Raw genomic sequence first — 21,099 nt, forward strand, 5'->3', positions numbered from 1 at the left:
GCAACTTGTAAACATTCAACATTAAACCTAAATTCATTTGGGTTTATCTTGAAAATATGGTTAACCGATCACGAATGAACGTTGATTAGGGATGTACCTTCTCCCATACCTTTTGTTCCTGAAAAATCTGCAATAATGCCCCGTCTAATTTACCATCTTTGACCATAAACCCTACTATGCGCAGCGCTTCATCGACGGGCATAGCCTTTTTATAGGGTCGATCCGATGCGGTTAAGGCGTCAAAGACATCGACCAAGGCGAGGATCCGAGCCTCCAATGGTATAGACTCCCCGGCGAGGCCTAGTGGATATCCTTTTCCGTCTAAGTGTTCATGGTGCATGGACGCCCAGATTGGAACATCCTCTAATTTCCGAGGAAAAGGCAATTTTTCGAGCATTCGTTTGGTAACCTGAACATGCTCCTCCATCTGTATCCGTTCCGAATTCGTTAAGGTACCCTTGATGACACATAGCGCTTCGAGCTCGGCAGCCGTCAACCAGGGCTGCCTTTTTCCTTCCCTGTCTATGTATTCGCTAAGTTGTACTTTTCGTAGTTCAGCGATTTTATCGTCTGTTATCCGATTCGAAGGATTATCGGCATATAGAATGAGCTCATAAACGTTTTCCCAGTGCCGCCAAGTCTCAGACCACCATGCCTCAAGTTGTTCATCGGCGAATCTATCTCCTTTCCCTAAAGAGGCCATTTTTTTCTCGAAATACTCCTGTCTAAGCAAAGCGGCAATGTAGTCCATGCGCAGTAAAACTAGCTCACGACGGTCACCAAGTCGAGTAGCCTTGTTCATGACCGACAGGGGCGTGGCGATCTTTCCAATATCATGGAGCCATGCGGACATCACCAGTTGCTCGAGTCGTTCCTCGTCGAAAACCATATCTGCAAAGATTCCTCTATCGGCTTTATTGATTGCTCTTCCTAATTCTTCTGCCAGGAATGCCACACGTCGGGTGTGATGGGCATTATAGGGGGTTTGCGCATCAATCGCTGTGGCCATGACCTCTACAAAAGAATGGAACAATTGCTGGATAGAATCCAGAAGGCCGCGATTCGTCAACGAAATGGCTGCCTGAGAAGCTAAGCTAGAGACAACCTTTTCTAATTCAGGTGCAAAGGGAATGACTTCTCCCTGTTCATCGGTGGCGTTGATCAATTGGAGGACAGCGATCACTTCGGATTCATGGTTTTTCAAGGGGACGACCAGCATGGACTTTGTCCGATACCCTGTCATGTTGTCATACCTTTTTGGTCCGGAAAAATCAAACTCTTTCGCCTCATAAACATCTGCGATGTTTACACATTCCGCTTTCAAAGCGGCATAGGCTGAGACGTTTTCCAGTCTCATCGGCACCGGCGGGAAGTTCACCACTGGTTCTCCTTGTCCGCCAAGAAAAACCTTTAGTGTCTCATTCTGAACGATTTTAAAAGTAAGTTGGCTTTCTTCGCAAAGATATAAGGTACCTGCATCAGCCCCAGTTACCCTGCGAGCTTCTGTAACGATCATTTCTAACACTCGGTCGTGTTCCTTTTCTGCAGAAAGGGCGATACCGATATCTAATAAGGTCCCGATTTCCGCCAGGGATCCCGATATTCCTTTTCGCATCGTATGCTCACCATCCATCCTTAGGTCCTGGAACATATTTATGTATGTTGCAAATATTTTATAAATTTTCGCTATTCCCTGCTTGACTGATTAAAAAAACTATACTGAATCTAACTCCCGAATGTAACCATTCAAAACGCAACGATTCGAAATGTCACTATTCTAAAATACCAAATATTTATCGGTTAAAGACAGCTGTTGCTTCCCGTTATAATTGTACTGGATGATCTGCTGAATTAACCGTTTTATTTTATCATTGAAAGGACTGTGCAATGGGAACTGCAAAGAAGTTTTTTTCTATCGTGCTTCTGACCTTGTTTACCTTGTCTTTGACGGTCCCTTCCTTCACTGCGGCTCAGACCGATCAGACCCGACTTATATCTCAATATGATATCCGAGATATCCAAGGGCATTGGGCCGAATCAACCTTACAGAACTTTGTTTATTCCGACGCCTTAAGCGGCTACATCGATAACCGCGGTGTAGCCACGATTCAACCGAATAATCCCATCACGCGGGCTGAACTGGTCACCTTTCTCGTACGCACCATGGGATTACAAAGCGATCTTCCCGGCGAAACCTATCGTGACGTTCCTGCAAATCAATGGTATTCCGAGCCGATCCGCATTGCCAGTACCTTAGGCGTTGTTTCCGGTGTGGGCGATGGATTGTTTCAACCGAACCGCCTGATTCAGCGGGATGAGATTGCAGCTCTTGTCGTCAAGGCCTTTGAGAAATCGGTAAACTTCTCTGGCGAGCCCAAACATTTTTCCGACGTCCCTGCATACTGGGCCACCGCGTATATCGATAAAGCGAGTGCGGCCGGACTGATCGGCGGATACGGCAATGGACAGTTTAAGCCCTCTGCGACAGCCACCCGGGCGGAAGCTTTCACCATGGTTTCCAATGCCCTGAACCGGGAGCTTGCCGCACTCCCCAGCGATCAAAGTCTCACCGATGTCGTGCTCAACCAGGAAATAGACAGCCTGACGATGTTGCAACGAAAAGATTTCAGCCATGTTTCTGAACTCACGTCAAAATACTGTACCGGCTTCTACAGTGCTTTTATGCAAGCAGCATCCGATACTTTTGAGCAAATGGATGCCGAAGGATACTCCTTCGACATAATTCCGTCGGGGCGGCCGACAGCCACGATTGTGCTAAAAACGGACCGCTTCGCCGTCGTACAGCTGAAAGAGAAATATGACCTCATCATGAAAAAAGACGGTGAACAGGAGCGAGAGACGAGAAATTCAACCAGCCTGATGCTGCTTAAAAAAATGCCCGGAGAAGACAGCTGGAAAATCTACATGGCCGTACCGCAAGAGGATACGACAGGGCGGTAATCCTCTTCCACCAATGCAATCAGATTTTCATGATCCATCCGATGGAAAAGGGAACCACAGCGTACGCCGTGGCTCCCTTTTCCATCGTTATCTCTATTTTAAAGCCCATGTTCTTCCTGCCCATAAAAGTATCAAACACTGAAACATCACAGGACACAAAAAAGTTTTTTGTAACACTGAAAATAAAACTTCCGAGGTACTTTTATCGTACTTTGGCGATTCTTCTGCAATGAAGTTATTTCTGCAAAGACCTGATTTGCTTGACCAGTTGTTGATACTCTGCCTCAAGATTCGGGTGCAGATTATCGGACCCCTTTGGGGGTGTCATGGAAAGCTGGGCTAACACTTGGGTAAGTCGCAACTGCAGGCACATCAATTCTTCCGAGGAGTTTTCCTTTCTCACCCTTCGCTCTTGATCCGTAATCATTTGCCGTTGTCGATCCTTTTCTCGCGACTTTGTGGGAGTCTTTCGTGACGAAAGATATTCGCTATAAGAACCGTTGTAAGCGATGATTCTCCCCGCTTCTAGCACGAGTAGCTGCTGAGCCAACCGATCGACAAACCGCCGGTCATGGGAGACAAAAAGCACGGCGCCAGGATACTCCATGAGCAAGGCCTCCAAGGCTTCCATGGCATAGAGGTCCAAGAAATTAGTCGGCTCATCTAAGATCAACAGGTGAAAATCCTGCACCAGAACCCGGCCCAGAGCCAACTTCACCCGTTCACCGCCGCTCAACACTTTGACCTTTTTATGGACGTCATCGCCCAAGAAATGCAAGCGAGCCAATAACGTGCGTATCACCGATTCAGGGTGAGCACTGACAGAACGCAATGTGTCGAGGACCGTTGTTTCTTCGTTGAGAAGGCTTAGGCGCTGATCAAAATAGCCGACCCGGGCCGCGGCCGGCACAGTGATCCCCCTTTCGCCGTTCATGATCATCTTTAGCAATGTCGTCTTCCCACAGCCATTCGGACCGACCAGAGCGACTTTGCTCTCGGAGGATACTTCGAAACTAACGTCCTGAAACAAGTTTCGCCGTCCAAAGGACTTCGAAACCTCCCGAAGGACCAGCACTTTCCGGGCTGAAATTTTTTGCTCGCCAATACGGTCAAAACAGACCATCGGTAATGACGCCGGCTTCTCTTTTACCTCCAACTGTTCCAAACGGGTCTGGATGGCTTTCGCACCGCGGTCTAGTTTGGCCCGCTTGTTGTTGACCCCCCGCTTGTGCAGCCTCGCTTCTGAATTTCCCATACGAGATGGTGTAGCCCGCATCTCCTTCGCCTGCCGGGATTTTTCTCGAACAGCACCCTGCAAGCGTTCCCGTTCCTCCACATACCGAACGTATTCCTGTGCTTGACGCTCCCGTTCGGCCTCTTTTTGGGTTCGATAGGCCGAATAGTTGCCGGAAAATATACGAACCGACCCTTTATCGATCTCGATGATCCGGTTGCAGACGCGGTCGAGCAGCTCTCGATCATGAGAGACCAACAGGCTGGGACCGTCATAAGAGCGTAATTGCACTTCGAGAAGCTCTGTCCCCTCCACATCCAAGTTGGTCGTCGGTTCGTCAGCCAGGAGAATATGCGAGGCCGACAGAGAAAAAGCCCGGGCGATTTTTTGCCGGGTGATCTCTCCACCGCTCAAGGTCTCCCGCTGTTCGTCGACCACTTGAAAAGCGCGCATCAACAGGGGGTTTAGGGGGTGTTTATGCGAAGGTTCAGATGGCGATGGGAACTGGGTAATGAAAGTGACCTCGATAGAGCGTTCGATGACGCCTTCATCGGGAAGCATCTTCCCGGACAGCATTTGGAGAAAGGTCGTCTTCCCGGAGCCATTTGGGCCCACCACTCCGATTTTATCGGAGTGGTGTATTTTTAAACTATCGATCGCCAAAAGCAGGCGATCACCCAGGTACTTTTTTACCTTTTTCAACTCTATAGCGAGCATAAAAAAACCTCCCTTGATTTGCGCAAGAGAGGATTGGTCTGTCGTCCAGAAGGAAACCCAAATAGACCGTTTAACAACGTTCTTCCTGACCGATTCCTAAGCGGAAGGGGTCAACAACGTCAACGGAGAAGGGTGTCCGTCGTTCACCTAACGTACAGCATGACCAATCCAACTCTAGCATGGCATAGCACACCTGCAAACAGCAAAGACATCAAAGGGTCTTTCCAGTTTAACAGGCTCATCTACCAACCATCTAAAAGCGGATTAATTGCGCACGTTCGGCTACCTTACCCTTTCCTTCGGATTTCTTTTCTAGTCTATTCCTTTATCAGTTCATTGTCAAATGGTCAATAGCGGTAATTATTTTGCCCTTATGAGAACTTTTTGGTTCTGGCCGTCCCAATTGACCGAGGCGCCGACCGATTCCGCAACAAACCGTGCCGGGACCATGGTGCGGTCACCGAGGATGACGGGACTGGTGTCCATCGTCTTTTCTACGCCCTTAAACAGGGCTGTCGTGCTCCCGACGGTAAACCGGCTTAGCGCATTCCCTTTGCGCACCGTGATTTGGCTGTTGCTTGCATCCCAATCGACGGTAGCACCGAGGGCTTCCACGATGGCCCGCAGCGGAACCATCACCCGATCATGGCTGTCTATATAAGGGGCTCGATCAAAAGGCACGGAACGATCATCCACCCATACGGTGATAGGGGTGATCAAACGGGGTGATTCGGGAAAGTTACCGTAGATGAGATATTGTTTTCGTTCCTCTTTGAAGCGCTGCAGTCCCGAGTTGTACAGATTGGCGATCTCCTGTGGCTCCCTATTTTGCTCGATCCACTGACCCATCCGAGCAGTACCCATGATCTTATCGAACATGACCACGACAGAATCGCTTTTAGGCACTTTAAAATTGTTCATCTTATGGGCAATGGCCAAAGCAAATATTCCGGTTTTTGCGGGATTAAAGGCGTGATAATCAGTGATCTGCAGTCGAACGCCGCCGGCAGTTCCCCTGTTTTCCGGATTGAAGATCACCCCGGGAAGCCCCGCCTGGTTAAGTTGGTCGGCAAAACGCTGAGCATCGATGCCTTTGCCGCCGATCCATTTAAATTGATCGGCCTGATAAATTCCTGTGCCTTCGCCCATGCCCGTAGCCATATATCCGAAGACCGAATCGATGTCGGGAATATTAGGTGAAGTTTGCATCCAAGACAGCCCCGTATCCTGGAAGATCATCGAACGGGTATAGCCTTTCATAGGTACGACCGTCAGTTTGGCGCCGATTTTCCGGTTAAAAAAGCGGGCCAACTCCCCCACCGTCATGCCATGAGCCATAGGCAGATTATCCACACCGACAAAGGTGATGAATGGGTCTTCCATGACCGGTCCCTCTACCGTTTCCCCGCCGAGCGGGTTCGGCCGGTCCAGCACGATGATCGGCTTGTCATATTTCTGCGCCGCCACCATGCAGTAATTTAGCGTGGATATGTATGTATAGGATCGGGCACCGATATCCTGAACGTCGAAAAGCAGTACATCGACATCTTTCAGCATGTCTTCTGTCGGTCTACGAGTCTGTCCATAAAGACTATAGACAGGAATTCCCAAGGTAGGATGGGTATAGGACTCCACGTACTCTCCCGCTTTGGCTTGACCATCGATGCCATGTTCTGGACCGTAAAGAGCGGTCAATTTAATCTCAGGATCTTCGGCCAACTTATCGATGGTGCTGCGACCCTGACTATCGACTCCGCTCTGGTTCGTCACTAACCCCACCTTTTTTCCGGCAATCAGGGAATGATAGGTACTTATCAACTGTTCATTGCCGAGTTTGAATTGGAACGGCTCTGCTCCGTGAGCCGCTGGAAGCAATGTGAGCAGCATGGCCAGGAGCAAAAGTAGTGACGCCATCCCTTGAATCTTTGCTTTCTTCACCGGTATAACCCCCTTTATTTATCCTCCACTTATCTTTGCTTTGTATCTAACCTTAAAAATCACCACCCGTGCGATGCCTTTTGTCTTGTAATATTCGGCTATTCACCCAGGATTCCTTTATTTAAATGCCAAAAGGCTCACTGTCCAAAGGCGGTCATCATCAGTGAAAGCTGCACAAAAAACAAAAGGCTGCCGGATAAGACCGGCGCCTTCTGTGTAATCAGCCATATCGGTTATTGCATCTTTTTGATTCCGTCAGCGGTAACTTTATCAGACCCTTTGGGCACAAAAGACTTGCAAGCCGTGCTCATGCAACTCTCCGCGGAAGCCGGCGTGATTTGAGATGCCATCGGAGCGTCCACATGATCCGGTTGAGAGTTACAGAATTGGTCGTTGGCCACTAAAATTTCATTGGCTGTGCATTTATTCCCCGCTGAATAATAATGGCAGTTCTCAATGGCACAGTGAATATGCTGTTTCCCCGTCATGTTATCCCTCCTTTTCTGAGGTTAGCTTATCCCAGAAGGCGGCGACTATACGACAAACAGTATCATCTGACCATATTCCAAAAATACCATTAATTTTATCAAGCCCGAGCGATTTTTTCACGGTTGATCCCAGTGTGATCCCTAATGTAATCATCACGGTTAATGGTATCATCAGTGCAAAATCATCAGCAGTAAAAATATCTGCGAATCTTTATCTCCACCTTAAAGTCTGTTTAAAAAAGGTCCCAAGAGCCTGTAGCAGGTTCCCAACATACAATTCAGGTTCAGCTAGCCCTTCGAGAGGAAACAACTTTTCCCCTTCCGGCACAGTGATATCCTCGATCGTGCATTCTTTCGGCCCTGGAATATCCCGGCTGAAATAAAATTCGATTTCTTCATAGATCGTCCAGAATTGTCGAGGTCCCCGGACGTGAAGCCATATGTGGTCACTGATCGGTCCAGGCAAGGCTTCCAGAATGAACCGCCGAACCGCTCTGTGGGTTTCCGGAATATCGAGGTAAATCCAGTTCGTGAAGCGTCGCTCCGGGGAAGGCCCATCGACAGGTCGATTCTTCATGGGCAGCAAGGTCATATCGCCCCTGCGAAGCAGTTTCCAACCCATTGGACCCGGCTCAAGGGGCCACAGATCTGGTTTTGAATACTGCATGGCTACGATCATTTCGTATCACCTCACGGGATGCTATCACTCCATATATTCCCCATCGGGGTGAGTGAAGGGATAAGCCGCAAAAAAAGTGGTCCCCTCCTCGTTTACGGTAAAAGAAATGCTTCCCTTTAGATATCCTTCTGTCAGCAGCTTCATACTGTACGTGCCAAGTCCCCGTCCATTCCCTTTTGTAGAAAAAGAGCGCTGAAATATCTGAAGCTGTACATCACGAGGGATAACGGTCGGGTTTTTCACCCAGTATATGACATAATCGTCTTTTACATAACAGCCGGCCGAGACCATTTCGCCCAATCCCGTCGCCTCTAGGGCGTTTTTGAGCATATTTTTGAGGACCCGTCGAAGGAGTACCGGCGATGTTAGAAAGAGCACATCCTCGGAAGACTCATCGAGGTGAACGATACGTCCTTGATACTGTTCCCGGCCGGAGTAATGACTTGCCAACTCCACCAACAAGGCTTTCGAATGCACATACGCTAAAACGACCTTTAACTCATGGTTCTCCGCATCGATGAGATCCCGCTGTTCGGCGATTTCCTCGACTAAAGTATTCGCGATCGAATCGAGCGTTTGAATGAGATGCTTCGCTTCTTCAATGTCTTGGACATCTTCGACCAGTTCAATCAAACCGCGGAGACCACTGGCCGTGTTCATGATATCATGGAAGAAGATCCGCTCCAGCGCCTTTCGTCGTTTCTCCCCACTGATATCGGTCAAGGTCAAGATGGTAAATTCTTGTTCATCCACTTGGATCGGGGTGGCTGTCACCCGTACATCCATGGACTGCAGTGTTTGTTCCCGCTTCACCGTGATCCGGCATTCCCGACAGTCTTTATGTCCTTCCGTTCCATTTAAGATCGCATTGATCGCCCCGCAAGTTTGACAGGACTCTGAGGTTCCACAGCCGCCGGAATTATTGGCCGCGTTTATACAACGGAGCACCTCTCCCGGGCGAGCTCCCTTCACATCTCCCATTTCACTGGCGCCGATAGCGCTAAGCAGGCTATCGTTACAAAAAACAATTTGCCGCTGCTGGTTAAGAACCATGGTGATGTGGGGCAACGCGTCAACGGCATCACGCATACCGTTTAGGCTTTCGACAATTCGTGTTTGTTCCTCCACCTGCTGACGGCTCAGACGTTCCGCCGGAGCGAAGTGAGTCGGCATGGTCGATTTCTCATTGGTATCCATAGTCACCCACACCCTTACGGCAAGTTGATCGATATTTAATGAAGATGGTTAGACATGTCTTAGAAAAACTCCTGCTAATAAAGCGCCTTTTGAGGTGAATTCGCTTGGACAATCAAAAAAAGACCCCTATCCAATGCCACCGCTGTAAACATTATTATGTTACTTGGGATCCAACCTTCCCGAGAGGCTGTCGTCTACTCGGGTCCAAAACGGATAAAATCCCTTCCGCAGTGGTCTATGAAAGCTGCGGCACACCCTGTGAGGGATTTCAACTGAAGGAGCTTCGTGGACAGTAACCACAAACCTAATGGATCACAAGCCCTTTTCGCTGAGCCTCTACCCAAAAATCGCGCTTTCACCTAAACAAAAATAGGCCACCAAATCAGTGGCCTACTCTGCTTCAACCAGATTTTCCATTCGTTTCGGCGATTCGCTCCGCCAATTCTTGCAGATAAGCCCACCGCTCGACCAGTTCTTCGACACGTAGCTCCTGCTGGGACTGCTCTTGCATCAGTTCCTGCAACTGCACATAGTTGCTCCCAGCTGCATTGATTTTCTCCCGAACCGCTTGCAGTTCCTGCTCGGCTTGAGCGATCTGTTCCTCGATCTGTTCGTATTCGATTTTTTCCTTATAGGTAAACTTCAGGGGCCGCGACGATTTTTCGTTCGTCCCGGAATTCTCACGGGAATCATTTTGGGCGGCATCAACAGTCCCGCTTTTGCCATCCATCTTTTCGATTCTCGCTTTGCCTTTTCCAGCACCTTGTGCTGGTTCGTCTTTACGATCCTTGGCCGCTCCGGCCTCTTCTTGAAGCCGTTCCTCATAGTCGGTAAAGTTTCCGACGGAAACGTTCACCGTCCCTTCACCTTTGAGCGCAAAAATCTTCTCCGCCATCCGGTCTAAAAAGTAACGGTCGTGAGATACGGCGATGACCGTTCCGGGGAAGTCATCTAAATAGTCTTCTAAGACGGCCAAGGTCTGTACATCCAAATCGTTTGTCGGTTCATCGAGAATCAATACATTGGGAGCCCCCATGAGCACATGCAGCAGGTAGACCCGGCGTTTTTCGCCGCCGGAAAGCCGACCAATCGGCGTCCATTGTAGATGGGGCGGAAACAAAAATCGCTCCAGCATCTGCGCTGCCGTAATCACACCCCCATCCGGTGAGGGGATGAATTCGGCCACTTCCCGAATATACTCGATGACCCGCATTTCATGCTTCATCTCGGTGTTTTCCTGGCCAAACCAGCCGACCTTCACTGTCTCTCCCGTCTCCACGCTCCCCTGATCCGGCGCTAACCGGCAGGCAATCAGTTTCAACAGCGTCGACTTTCCCGCCCCGTTCGGTCCGATAATGCCGATACGTTCCCCTCGGCCAAAGATATAGCTGAACCGGTCGATCACCTTTTGATCGGCATATTCCTTGGTGACATCTGAAAGCTCGATCACCTTACGACCGAGACGGGTAGCCCCTACGGGCATCTCCAAGGACTCATCCCGCAGTTCCACTTTCTCAGCGACCAGTTTTTCAAAACGGTCGATGCGGGCTTTCTGTTTCGTCGTTCGTGCCTTCGCGCCCCGCCGAATCCAGGCGAGTTCATTTCGATACAAGTTTTGCCGCTTCTGCTCACTGGAACGCTGCTGTTCCTCCCGCTCGGCTTTCGCAGCGAGAAACTCGGTGTAATGACCGTCATAACTGTACAGCCGGCCTTTGTCCAGTTCCAAGATGCGGGTGACAACCCGATCGAGAAAATAGCGATCATGGGTGATCATGAGCAGTGCTCCCCGCCGCCGGAGCAGATACTGTTCCAGCCAGGAAATCGTTTCCGAGTCCAAATGGTTCGTCGGTTCATCGAGAATGAGCAGTTCTGACGGCGTGATCAACGCCCCAGCCAGAGCGACCCGTTTACGTTGGCCGCCGGAAAGGGACCCCATAGGGGAGCTCACATCCTTGATCCCCAGCTTTGCCAATATCGTTTTGGCCTCTGCCTCAATCTGCCAGACCTGCTTGGCCTCCATCTGCTGACTCAGTGCCAGCAATCGTTCCTGGAGGGCTTGATTGTGCGGATCGGCCGATTGTCTCTCCAGGGCCTGCTCATATTCCCGCAACAGTTGCATCGTCGGCGAGTTACCTTTAAACACCTGCTGCAGCACTGTCGCCCTTTCGTCGAAGGCTGGGTCCTGGGGTAAGTACTCGACACGGACCGCGTTGCCTGTCGTGACCGTTCCCCCGTCGGCCTTGTCCAATTGGGCTAAGATCTTCAAAAAGGTCGATTTCCCGGTCCCGTTGACGCCGACGAGACCGATGCGCTCTCCTTCTTCAATGCCAACAGACACGTCTTGCAAGAGCACCTTCTCCCCGTAGGTTTTGGTCAAGTTTTCCGCCACCAACAAATTCATCGCACCTTCAAGCCTCCACCCATGTGACAATTTCCGGAGAGATCCGCTTCACCGGACGTGAGGGTTCTTCGGGATAGCCTACAATCACCGGGGCCACAGCGTGATACTCTGGAGGAATGCCTAATTCCGCTTTGATCTCGGGCCGATTTAGAAATGGATAAGCAAAACCGATCCAACAAGTACCTAATCCCATGCCGTGAGCGGCCAGCATCAAATTTTGTGCCGCCAAGTTACAATCTGTTTTCGGATCGGGTCCTTGGGGTTTCGCTAAAATAACGATTAACGTTTCCGCATTATAAAAAATATTGTAGCTTTCGTTGCGAAAGAGCGATCGGTAGCGGGCAAGGTAAGGCTTCTGATCCATTTCTGACAGCAGCATCTCCTTGGCACGATCGGAATAGGTCTTCAAGCGCTCTTTGTCCTGAATCACGACAAAAGCCCAGGGTTGTTTATTCATAGCACTCGGTGCTTGTACCGCATTTTCCAACAATGCTAGAATCTGTTCCCTCTGTACCGGTTGTGATGTGTATTTACGCACTGAACGGCGCTCGTATATGGCCTCTTGTAAGTTCACCTTGTTCCTCCTCCGTCGAATCGCGAAGATGTCTTCTGTGAATATCATCCAGTAAAAGTGTTATTCTTGGCGATAGAAAAGATTATATATGATTATACCATGTACCGCATAGATTCGCCTGTCTCCGCCAAACTGCAACTGGCGAAACAGTCCTGTTAAACTATGAAATTCGCTAAGTGACAACATAGAAAAGGGCACTCGGAAAATACATCCTGAGTGCCCTTTTTCGTTAGTAGCTTTGACGTATATCTTGATTGTCAATTATTGCACGTCGATTTCTTCGTAACCTACCTTTTCTTTTGGGTATAAATATTCACCAACGCCCCCAGAATGGCCAACGCCGATCCCACTCGAAAAGCCACCTTCAGCCCCGCCATAAAAGCTGTCGCCGAATCGCTCCCTAGGGCTGACAGGCTTCCTTGATAAGCTGCCAGTTGCCAAGTCATGACCCCGCTGCTTACGGCGATGCCTAGAACCATCCCGACGTTGCGTACCGTAGCCAGCGTGCCTGAGCCCACACCGAGCCGATGCCGAGGTACCGCTCCCATGACAGCATTGTTGTTCGGCGATTGAAAAATGCCCGTGCCAAGACCGAAGATAGCCAGCCGCCATACCACGTCGATCACACCTGAATGGTCCCCCAGAAAAGACATGAGGAACATGGCCAGGGCCACAAGACTCTGCCCAGTGAAGGCCAACCACCGGGTTCCCACCTTATCGGACAAAGCACCGCTCGTCGGCGCTAGAATCAACATCATCGCCGGCGAGACCGTCAAAATGAGGCCGATAAGCCGGGCATCAAAGTGAAGCACCCGTTGCAGGTAAAAGGGGAGCAAAAACATCACGGCAGACAGGGACATGAAATTCATCAAGGAGGCAAAATTGGCTGCCGAAAATACCCGGTTCTCAAAGAGGGTCAAATCGAGCATCGGATCTTCGACCCGCCGCTCCCAGTAAATAAAAGCAGCCGACCCAAAAACAAAGAGGGCCAAAAAAACCAAAGCCGGCGTCGATGTCCAACCCCATTCCTCGCCATAACTGCCGACCAGCAAGAACGACCCTAACGCCACAAAACCGAGCATCGCCCCGGCGAGATCGAAGTTCTGATCGCGGCGATTCTTGTCGATGGGAATCACCTTCAGGCAAAGTAAAAAACCTAAAATGCCGATAGGGATATTGATCGTAAAAATCGACTGCCAACCGGCATAAGCCAGCAAAAACCCACCCAAGGTCGGCCCTAAAGCCAGACCGACAGCTACGATCATGCCGTTCGTCCCCAAGGCACGACCCCGCTCCTGCGGTGGGAATACAGACGTGACGATGGCCGGCCCCATCGCCATAAACATCCCTGCCCCGATGGCTTGAAGAGCCCGGAAAAAAACGAGAACCCAGACATTCGGCGAAAGGGCGCAAAAGGCAGAGGCTACCGTAAACAAAAGGATTCCGAGCAGAAGAATTCGCCGAAAACCAAACATATCACCTAAGCGACCGTACGTTAATATCAAACTGCCGAGCATCAACAGGTACGCCATAGAGACCCAACTGACCGTATGGATCTCGACATTGAAAACACTGCTGAAGGTAGGCATCGCAACGTTGACAACGCTGCCGTCAATGGGACCCATGATACCAGCGGCCATCACCGAAAACAGAATCAACCATCGCTGCGGATGAGGTGCAGGTACTGCTGCATTTTGAGCCACCATATCCCTCCTAATTCGGGTAACTTTCCTTCATCTTTATAAATATTTTACGCTTATGGAACCGGCCATCCCTAGGAAACTATAACCTCTTTCATCGAACTTTTTGCACTATCGCATCGCTTCCTGGGGCTGCTGACTCCAAGCAGGCAGTCGCGACAAGAAAAATAGGGCTCCCGTTAGGCAGACTAACCCCCCGGTGAACAAGGTGGCCGACACACCAAACACATCGGCAGCATTACCGGTCAAGTAACTGCCAATCGGCGACAGCCCGCCAAAAGACGTCACATAGAGGCTGATGACACGACCGCGTTTGTCTTCATCGACAACTGATTGAAGGAAAGTGTTCGTTGAAGCAGTCTGCACCACCATCCCCAATCCCATCATCAGCGCCACGGGAAAGGTCAGCCAGAGCGAACGGGATAAGGAAAAGACCATCAATCCACAGCCAAAGAGCCCGCAGGCCATGGGGATCAGCCGTTGCAAGCCCGCCGTATTCCGGCGCGACGCCAAGAAGAAGGTGCCAATCAGTGCACCAAGACCAAAGGTGGACATAAAAAACCCGAGCAATTGCGGACCGCCCTCAAAGGCATTTCGTACGATCACCGGCAGCAAGACCATGACCGGCATACCGGCGATGCTCAAGACCACCATGAGCAGCAACACAGCCCGGATCGTTCGAATCCGGTTTACATAGCGCAGCCCCTCCATGAGATCATTCCACACCCGTTGGCGGCTGATCTTACGGGGAATAGGATTTACCTTCATCATCAGCAAACCGGCAATCACGGCGATATAGCTCAACGCATTCAGAAAAAAACACAATCCCTCACCTAATGTGGCAATCGCCACACCAGCCACCGAAGGCCCGATGATTCGCGCACTGTTAAACATCGCCGAATTCAGCGCAATCGCGTTGCTTAGATGGGCCTTATCCTCGACCATCTCGATGACAAAAGACTGGCGGGAAGGAATCTCAAAAGCGTTGACGAGCCCGATGAAAACGGTCAGCAACAGCACATGCCATACCTGCACCGTATCGGTTAACACCAGATAGGCAAGAATCCCCGCCTGCAACATCGAAAGTACCTGGGCAGCAACAACAATCCGGTACCGATTCCAACGATCCACAAGTACTCCTGCTACCGGTGCAAGAAACAAAAAAGGAATTTGACCGGCAAAATCCAGCAATCCCAGCATCAGCACCGAATTGGTCAGCCGATAGACGAGCCAGCTTAAAGCGGTACGCTGCACCCAGGTTCCGATGACAGAAATGGCCTGCCCGGCAAAAAACAATCGGTAGTTCCTATGAGAAAAGGCCACACCGAAACGGTGCCACTTCTGCGTCAATACCTGTACCTGATGTTCCGCCACAGTGCCACCTTCTTTCCGAAGCACTCTACGCCATGTACACAAAAAACACAAGCTGAAAAGGAAGAAACGACCGCCAATAGCTTCGGCGGTCGTCTATATTCATGTACGGGATCACTTCATTTTATCATAAATCAATCCCTGTATTTACAGCGAGGCGAAAAAATCGATCGCAGCTTCCCCCATCTTCCGATAGCCAGCTTTATTGGGATGGCATTCCCCTTCCGCCAACAACGGATCCATCGATACACCGTTCGGCGCAGCCAGGGCTCTGAAAAAGTCGACGACCAAGACATCTTTCCAGGCCGATTCCGTCTTGAGCTCGTCCAGGAGACATTCCCGGAAAAGGATGACCCGCTCACCAAAAGGTTCCTCGTTAATGGGCAAGGTCAAGCCGATCACCGGTTGGCAGCGAGCGATCTGAATCCGCTCCACCATATCCCGGTAATTTCGCAAAAACCTCTCTTGAGAGACACCTTCAAAAGCGTCATTGGCGCCGCCAGTGACGATGACGATAGACCGCGGTTCCACATCGGGAAGAATATTGATGATCTCTCGCCGCATGTCATCGGTCGTCGCTCCATTGACACCTAAGTTAATCACAGGCTGCTTCAGTGCCGCCTCGACCATGGTCGTCCAGGAGTATTCCGGACCATAAGGATAGCCCCAGGTGAGCGAATCCCCGACCGCATAAATAGTCGCTTTTTGGGTTGAACGATTCTCCATTTTATAATCCCCTTGTATCGCAATGAATGAGTGTATTTGTTATGTTACCGTTGAAAATGAGGCATGTCAAAAGGGACTTCAAAGACGATTTCCACCAGACCGCCAAAGCGGTCCCCGTCATACCATGGAGCTTGATAGATCATCTTCTTGATGCCAGCCTTTTCGATCGTATAGCAGTTCGCTTTTTGTCCCACCAGCAAGTCCCTAAGAATTTTCCCAGAACGCTCACCATGGCAATCAAAAAGGCTTTTTCCGATCAGCTCACGACCTCCCCTTTTCGCAAACATCTGAATAGATTTGTCATTCATCCAGACGATACGACCATCCTGGTCACAGACGGTCATCGCAACCGGAAGCCCTTGAAAGCAAGGTGCAGCCTTCGAAAGGATTTCCTCACTGGAAACCTCATGGCCCGGAGTATCCTTCTCCGGAAGGTCTACCTTAGATACCTCCTGCATAGAGGAGCACACCTCCCTAACTACTCTTTCACAGACAAGATTTTATTATATTTTCCATTAAAACCAGATCGACCCTTTAATCACATCCTTGACCACAGACGAATCGCCCCTCCTTATCGGGGGCCACTACCGTCACAGGCCGGCCGCAGGTATCGCAGCGAATCGGCTCCACCTGACCGCTCAAAGGATTATACAATAGCACCGGCTGGATTACCTGCTTCCCCGACTGCACATTCAGCCGCACATGGATGCGCGGCACCGAAAGGGTCAACACATGATCCAACCGCAGATCGGTCCGCACCCGGTACCGGTCCTGCGCATCGACAAGCCGGCGCTGCCGGTCGGCACGAGTCGCATCGATTTGGGCCATCAAGCGAGCCTGTTTGTCGGCCCCATCAGCCGAATCGCCTTGCACCGCCTCCCATTTCTTTCGCAAAGCCGCTTCGGTTTCCATATAATAAGAAGCAATCTTGCTCAACTCACGTCGTCGAAAGACGGCTGAACTGTCGTAAATCGCTTGCGCCCGCTCTTTAGCAGAGTGCTCGGCTATCGAACAAGCCAAATCATAAGCCGCTACAGCCGAAAGGGATGATGCCGGAGTGTAATTGTAGGCTGGCGTTTCCGCCGGGAGCATGGCATCCCACCATTGAAAAAAGTCGTCCCGTCGTTCCCCTCGATAACCATCGATCACTACCGGTAGCAACTCTTCTGTCTTTTCAAAAGACTGAAAGGTACAGACAAAAAAGAAAGCGTAAAAAAGATGCTCTGCCGTCCAAATCATCTCCACCGATGGAGGACGGCAACGTAAAAACTGGATCTGATCTTGAATCTTATTCACTAAGTTCTGCGGCGGTTGTAGAGACGTGCCGGGCCAGTATAAACGCGTATATTTGCCGTACATTTTCGCCTGATCTACCACCACGTCGAGTAGTGGGCTTCCATAGGTGACAAAAAGGGATTCCGGTGTCTCCCGGGCCACCTCAGCGTCAAAGGTCAACAGCAGATGCTCGTCCGGGTAACGCTGGGAAAAATCGTCGCTGAGCAGGACTTCCCAAAGCTCATAGCCGCTTTCCTCAACAATGGCGCCGGAACGGCGAAGACAATCCCGGACAAAAGGTTTAATATCGCCGTGCGTCGTCAGCGTTCGACGATCACTCATCGGGCATCAACTCCCCCAATAACCGCTCATCGATAGCCTTAATGGCCAGATAATGGTTTTTCGCCTCCAGCAATTGATCGCCAACTTTACCCATCTGAGTCTCCATATCTTGATCATCTAACGACTGAAGCCAAGCCTGCAGCACCATGTCCTCGAAGCCTTGATTTTCCTTCAGATTTCCTAAGATCATATCCAACTCACCAACAACCAGTTGGAACATATTTATCTTCGCATCCAGTAGTTCGAGAATATGGGCTTCCAGCGTGGCCTGAGCCGACAAATTGTAAATGTAGACATCGCGTTCCTGACCAACGCGGTGAATTCGACCGATGCGCTGTTCGATCTGCATTGGATTCCAGGGCAAATCATAATTGACCAGGTAGCGGCAAAACTGCAAGTTCCGCCCCTCACTGCCCGTTTCCGTTGACAGGAGCACCTGGGCGTCTTGGGCAAACCGGCGTACCTGCTCTTCTTTTTCGAGCCGCTTCATCCCGCCGTGGAGTTGGGCCACCGAAAAACCTTCCTCAGTGAGCCGACGGACCAAGTAACGATGGGTCTCTGAATAGCCTGTAAAAATGATCACCTTATCGTTGAGCCCTTGGAGCAACTTAACTAATGCATCGGCTTTTGCCCGGTGGGGCACCGCATTCGCTTGCTCCCGTAAAGCCGCAAAAAGACGGCGCATCTCCGGGGCGTAAGAGGGCTGTTCCATCATCTTCTCCAGCGTCGGCAAGACCGCCTCAATGCTGCTGCCGATTTCCCGCTGCAGCACCTTCAACGTGAGCAAGCTCGCTCCACCCATAGGCTTGTCCACCCCGCCAGTGAAATAGCCCCGGACAAAATGAGTCAACCTCCGGTAGAAAGCCATCTCCTCAGGAGAAAGCTGCAAGCGAATCGTTTCAGCATAACGGCGGCTCAAAATAACCCCCGTCTCCGAACGGCGGTTGCGCACCATCACCTCGCGTACAAGCGCCTTTAACTCCTCCGTATTCTTCGGTTTTAAGGCATCGCCTCGAGTGATGTATTTTTTCTTAAAAGCGGCTGCCGTCTCCAACTGCCCCGGCAAGAGCAGCGTAATCAGATTAAAAAGCTCTTCCAAATCATTTTCCACAGGCGTCGCCGTCAGCAAAAGGATGTACTTTTTCTGCAACTTGCTAACGAGTTGGTAGGACTGGGTGCGGCGGTTCTTCAGATGATGGGCCTCATCACAGATGACTAAGTCGAAGGCAGTTGCACCGATCTGATGGCGGTGGGCTTCCCGCTTTGCCGTGTCAATCGAAGCAATGATGCGCGGGTAGGACCGCCAAGGATCGTCATGGGCCTTAAATTCGGGATCGTCATATGTGATAAAATCGAGGTTGAACTTGACCTGCATCTCTTCTCGCCACTGAGAGACAAGAGACGGCGGTGCCAAGATGAGAACCCGGCGGGCCAAGCCGCGCAAGATGTATTCGAGGGCGATCAAGCCGGCCTCCACCGTCTTACCCATGCCCACTTCGTCGCAAAGAAGTACCCGCCCGCGTAAGTTCGCCAACACATGGCGCACCGTACGAAGTTGATATTCAAAAGGTTCCATATTGCGGGTGGCTGTCAAGGATAGGAGCGTATCGAAACCGGGATGGAGCGAAAAGAGCAGCGCCTGGCGGCGCAAGTACAGATCGTCGGCACAGGTACCCTGTCCTTGCATAATTTGTTGAACCAAACCTTCACCGCTGGCCCGATCGAAGCGGACCTCCACCACATCGCCTCGAGAATCTCGCTCAAAATCCTGAACGATGGCTTGGACCAGATCGACGGGAATCGCCCGTGCAGGCTCTCGGCTTTCCGATGGCAAAATGGAAACAGGTGACGGTGAGGCTTTAGAGGCCTTCGTGTCAGCCTTCCCCGTCCCTTTCGACGAATAAGCAACTGATTTGACGGTAGAGGTGGATCGTTTTGTAACTGGTGAAACCGCCTTTGCCGAAGGCTGCCCCTTCCTAGGCTGCTTTTGTTGCGATTTTAATGATGGAAAGACTAAGAAATCTTCACCATCAATGTGTTGAATCTGAAAATGGGACGAGTCCATGTTTTTCAAAAACTTCCCCAGCAGAGTTCCTTGCAGTAAGGTTCCGTGAGAGTTCACCTTACATTTGATGTAGTTTCCAAAAGGGTCTTGCAAAAAAACAGTGCTCCCGTTAAACGAACGGAACAGTTCCGCTACAGACCCTTGCAAAAGAAGACCGTTCGTTTGTAACGTCTCCGGTGCTATCGAAAAAGGCGTCGGTTTGTTCATCTCGTTTTCCCACCTGTCTGGTTGGACGTTACCTCATTTTTTCATTTTACCATAACCGCCTCAGTTAAAAAAACAAAAGCCCTGGTGAGTAATCACCACGACTTTTTTCATGATTCAAAACAGTCTTCCTCAATCCTATCAAGCTTTGAGATTATTGTTACACAAAAACTCGCCTTTTTTCACAATGATTATCTCAGAATATGTAAAACTTTAATTTAGTGAGTCTGGAACATTCGGCTCTTTCTGAGTTTCGTCATGGGCTTGAACCATATAAGCCGCCTTGCTCGTCTCATGAATTAACGTACCGATGGACGGAGTAATATGCTTCTCTTTTCCTTCTACTTTTCTAGGAATCAGTGTAATATCCATATGGACAGACCAAAAAAACTCATTCATCCAAGCGTCGAGAGCAGTCTCACTCTTCAGTGATTCCAGCCACATATCGAAAAATGCCGCAGTCGGTCCCGGCCAGTGTTTATCCGTCTTAGGACAATGGACACCTTTAAACGTGATGCATCCCATCTCTTCCAATTCAATTTGAGTGATTTCGTTAAACAGAGTATGAGACAAAATAAAAAGCAAATGGTTATCCTTATGATCCTGGGCACCTTTATTTTTTTCAGCGAAGGCACCTGCCAGAATCGCTGCGGCAAAGTAAAGGTCTTGACTAGGCCCGAGATCATCTTTGGATGCTAAAGCACGACGAATTTCCTGAGGCCAATCGTGTAAGTCTATTTTAAAAGGCTGGCTCGCATTTACTTGACCATACTCGACAACCCATCGAACCTGCTCTGTGTTAGCCATCCACCGTTGTTTCACTTCTGTCATTTTGATACCCTCTTCCTATTATTCGTTCTATCAATGTATCACAAAACAAGTCGGGTTGCATCCATATGACTTTTTGGAGTACCTGTAGAGGCACTCCAAAACCCCTGGTCGATAAAATGCTCATCAATCAATATAAAAAAAGGTCTACCGCATTTTGTTGCGATAGGCCTCTTTCTCGTTCCTTGAAAACCACACAGAAGTGATTTGTAAAGCATAAGGTCAAGTCCTCGACCGATTCGTACCCGTCGACTAAACGCCTCACAGCGTGTACATCTCGGGCCGATCGACCAGGTCATCTTCCTGGGGTCTTACCTACTTCCGTAGTGGGAAGTCTCATCTTTGGGTCGGTTTCGCGCTTAGATGCTTTCAGCGCTTATCCGCTCCCGACATAGCTAC

Annotated in this window: 16 protein-coding genes and 1 rRNA gene; 1 reads left to right on the forward strand and 16 read right to left on the reverse strand. The window is 50.2% G+C overall.

Going from position 1 to position 21,099, the window contains the following annotated elements:
• Positions 1-85 precede the first annotated feature (85 nt).
• Positions 86-1,615, reverse strand: coding sequence for an HD domain-containing phosphohydrolase (locus tag GJ688_RS17905; protein ID WP_155477892.1), 1,530 nt, complete (start codon positions 1,613-1,615; stop codon positions 86-88).
• A gap of 272 nt (positions 1,616-1,887) precedes the next feature.
• On the opposite strand from GJ688_RS17905, the gene GJ688_RS17910 reads away from it, so the two are divergent.
• A complete protein-coding gene (locus tag GJ688_RS17910; protein ID WP_155477893.1) occupies positions 1,888-2,961 on the forward strand; it encodes an S-layer homology domain-containing protein in 1,074 nt (357 codons plus the stop codon).
• 235 nt (positions 2,962-3,196) lie between these two features.
• Here the strand turns inward: GJ688_RS17910 and abc-f are convergent, their stop codons facing one another.
• The 15 genes from abc-f to GJ688_RS17985 form a co-directional block, all read right to left on the reverse strand.
• Complete coding sequence (gene abc-f, locus GJ688_RS17915) at positions 3,197-4,912, reverse strand: ribosomal protection-like ABC-F family protein (RefSeq protein ID WP_155477894.1); 1,716 nt, start codon at positions 4,910-4,912, stop codon at positions 3,197-3,199.
• Positions 4,913-5,272: 360 nt separating this feature from the next.
• The gene (locus tag GJ688_RS17920; RefSeq protein WP_328597399.1) at positions 5,273-6,850 is read right to left on the reverse strand and encodes an exo-beta-N-acetylmuramidase NamZ domain-containing protein; all 1,578 of its coding nucleotides are present in this window, start codon (positions 6,848-6,850) and stop codon (positions 5,273-5,275) included.
• Between the two features lie 233 nt (positions 6,851-7,083).
• Entirely contained in the window at positions 7,084-7,338 is a 255-nt protein-coding gene (locus GJ688_RS17925) for a DUF1540 domain-containing protein (RefSeq protein ID WP_155477895.1), read from the reverse strand.
• Between the two features lie 211 nt (positions 7,339-7,549).
• On the reverse strand, positions 7,550-8,017 hold the full coding sequence (locus GJ688_RS17930; RefSeq protein WP_155477896.1) for a hypothetical protein: 468 nt from the start codon (positions 8,015-8,017) through the stop codon (positions 7,550-7,552).
• Between the two features lie 24 nt (positions 8,018-8,041).
• Entirely contained in the window at positions 8,042-9,214 is a 1,173-nt protein-coding gene (locus GJ688_RS17935) for a sensor histidine kinase (RefSeq protein WP_155477897.1), read from the reverse strand.
• Between the two features lie 400 nt (positions 9,215-9,614).
• Positions 9,615-11,615, reverse strand: a complete 2,001-nt coding sequence (locus GJ688_RS17940) for an ABC-F family ATP-binding cassette domain-containing protein (protein ID WP_155477898.1) — start codon at positions 11,613-11,615, stop codon at positions 9,615-9,617.
• A 7-nt stretch (positions 11,616-11,622) separates the two neighbouring features.
• Positions 11,623-12,189: a nitroreductase family protein gene (locus GJ688_RS17945; protein WP_170292131.1), complete on the reverse strand. Its 567-nt coding sequence runs from the start codon at positions 12,187-12,189 to the stop codon at positions 11,623-11,625.
• 287 nt (positions 12,190-12,476) lie between these two features.
• Complete coding sequence (locus tag GJ688_RS17950; protein ID WP_170292132.1) at positions 12,477-13,892, reverse strand: MFS transporter; 1,416 nt, start codon at positions 13,890-13,892, stop codon at positions 12,477-12,479.
• A gap of 108 nt (positions 13,893-14,000) precedes the next feature.
• On the reverse strand, positions 14,001-15,263 hold the full coding sequence (locus GJ688_RS17955) for an MFS transporter (RefSeq protein ID WP_170292133.1): 1,263 nt from the start codon (positions 15,261-15,263) through the stop codon (positions 14,001-14,003).
• A gap of 144 nt (positions 15,264-15,407) precedes the next feature.
• Positions 15,408-15,986 (reverse strand): GDSL-type esterase/lipase family protein, encoded by a 579-nt coding sequence (locus GJ688_RS17960; RefSeq protein ID WP_155477902.1) that lies wholly within the window; start codon positions 15,984-15,986, stop codon positions 15,408-15,410.
• A gap of 44 nt (positions 15,987-16,030) precedes the next feature.
• Positions 16,031-16,444, reverse strand: coding sequence for a PAS domain-containing protein (locus tag GJ688_RS17965; protein WP_155477903.1), 414 nt, complete (start codon positions 16,442-16,444; stop codon positions 16,031-16,033).
• Positions 16,445-16,520: 76 nt separating this feature from the next.
• A complete protein-coding gene (locus GJ688_RS17970) occupies positions 16,521-17,603 on the reverse strand; it encodes a hypothetical protein (protein WP_155477904.1) in 1,083 nt (360 codons plus the stop codon).
• On the reverse strand, positions 17,596-19,875 hold the full coding sequence (locus GJ688_RS17975; protein WP_235911082.1) for a DEAD/DEAH box helicase: 2,280 nt from the start codon (positions 19,873-19,875) through the stop codon (positions 17,596-17,598). The genes GJ688_RS17970 and GJ688_RS17975 overlap by 8 nt, the downstream gene beginning before the upstream one ends.
• 210 nt (positions 19,876-20,085) lie before the next feature.
• Entirely contained in the window at positions 20,086-20,703 is a 618-nt protein-coding gene (locus tag GJ688_RS17980) for a hypothetical protein (protein WP_155477905.1), read from the reverse strand.
• A 215-nt stretch (positions 20,704-20,918) separates the two neighbouring features.
• Positions 20,919-21,099 (reverse strand): 23S ribosomal RNA (locus GJ688_RS17985); the annotation flags it as partial.

Origin of the sequence: Heliobacterium mobile (genome assembly GCF_009720735.1) — a bacterium.
Lineage (GTDB): Bacteria > Bacillota > Desulfitobacteriia > Heliobacteriales > Heliobacteriaceae > Heliobacterium > Heliobacterium mobile.

Excerpts from the sequence above, each read along its gene's own strand:
- GJ688_RS17905 (WP_155477892.1), bottom strand. The coding sequence starts at position 1,615 with ATGCGAAAAGGAATATCGGGATCCCTGGCGGAAATCGGGACCTTATTA.
- GJ688_RS17910 (WP_155477893.1), top strand. The coding sequence starts at position 1,888 with ATGGGAACTGCAAAGAAGTTTTTTTCTATCGTGCTTCTGACCTTGTTT.
- abc-f (WP_155477894.1), bottom strand. The coding sequence starts at position 4,912 with ATGCTCGCTATAGAGTTGAAAAAGGTAAAAAAGTACCTGGGTGATCGC.
- GJ688_RS17925 (WP_155477895.1), bottom strand. The coding sequence starts at position 7,338 with ATGACGGGGAAACAGCATATTCACTGTGCCATTGAGAACTGCCATTAT.
- GJ688_RS17930 (WP_155477896.1), bottom strand. The coding sequence starts at position 8,017 with ATGATCGTAGCCATGCAGTATTCAAAACCAGATCTGTGGCCCCTTGAG.
- GJ688_RS17935 (WP_155477897.1), bottom strand. The coding sequence starts at position 9,214 with ATGGATACCAATGAGAAATCGACCATGCCGACTCACTTCGCTCCGGCG.
- GJ688_RS17940 (WP_155477898.1), bottom strand. The coding sequence starts at position 11,615 with ATGAATTTGTTGGTGGCGGAAAACTTGACCAAAACCTACGGGGAGAAG.
- GJ688_RS17960 (WP_155477902.1), bottom strand. The coding sequence starts at position 15,986 with ATGGAGAATCGTTCAACCCAAAAAGCGACTATTTATGCGGTCGGGGAT.
- GJ688_RS17965 (WP_155477903.1), bottom strand. The coding sequence starts at position 16,444 with ATGCAGGAGGTATCTAAGGTAGACCTTCCGGAGAAGGATACTCCGGGC.
- GJ688_RS17970 (WP_155477904.1), bottom strand. The coding sequence starts at position 17,603 with ATGAGTGATCGTCGAACGCTGACGACGCACGGCGATATTAAACCTTTT.
- GJ688_RS17975 (WP_235911082.1), bottom strand. The coding sequence starts at position 19,875 with ATGAACAAACCGACGCCTTTTTCGATAGCACCGGAGACGTTACAAACG.
- GJ688_RS17980 (WP_155477905.1), bottom strand. The coding sequence starts at position 20,703 with ATGACAGAAGTGAAACAACGGTGGATGGCTAACACAGAGCAGGTTCGA.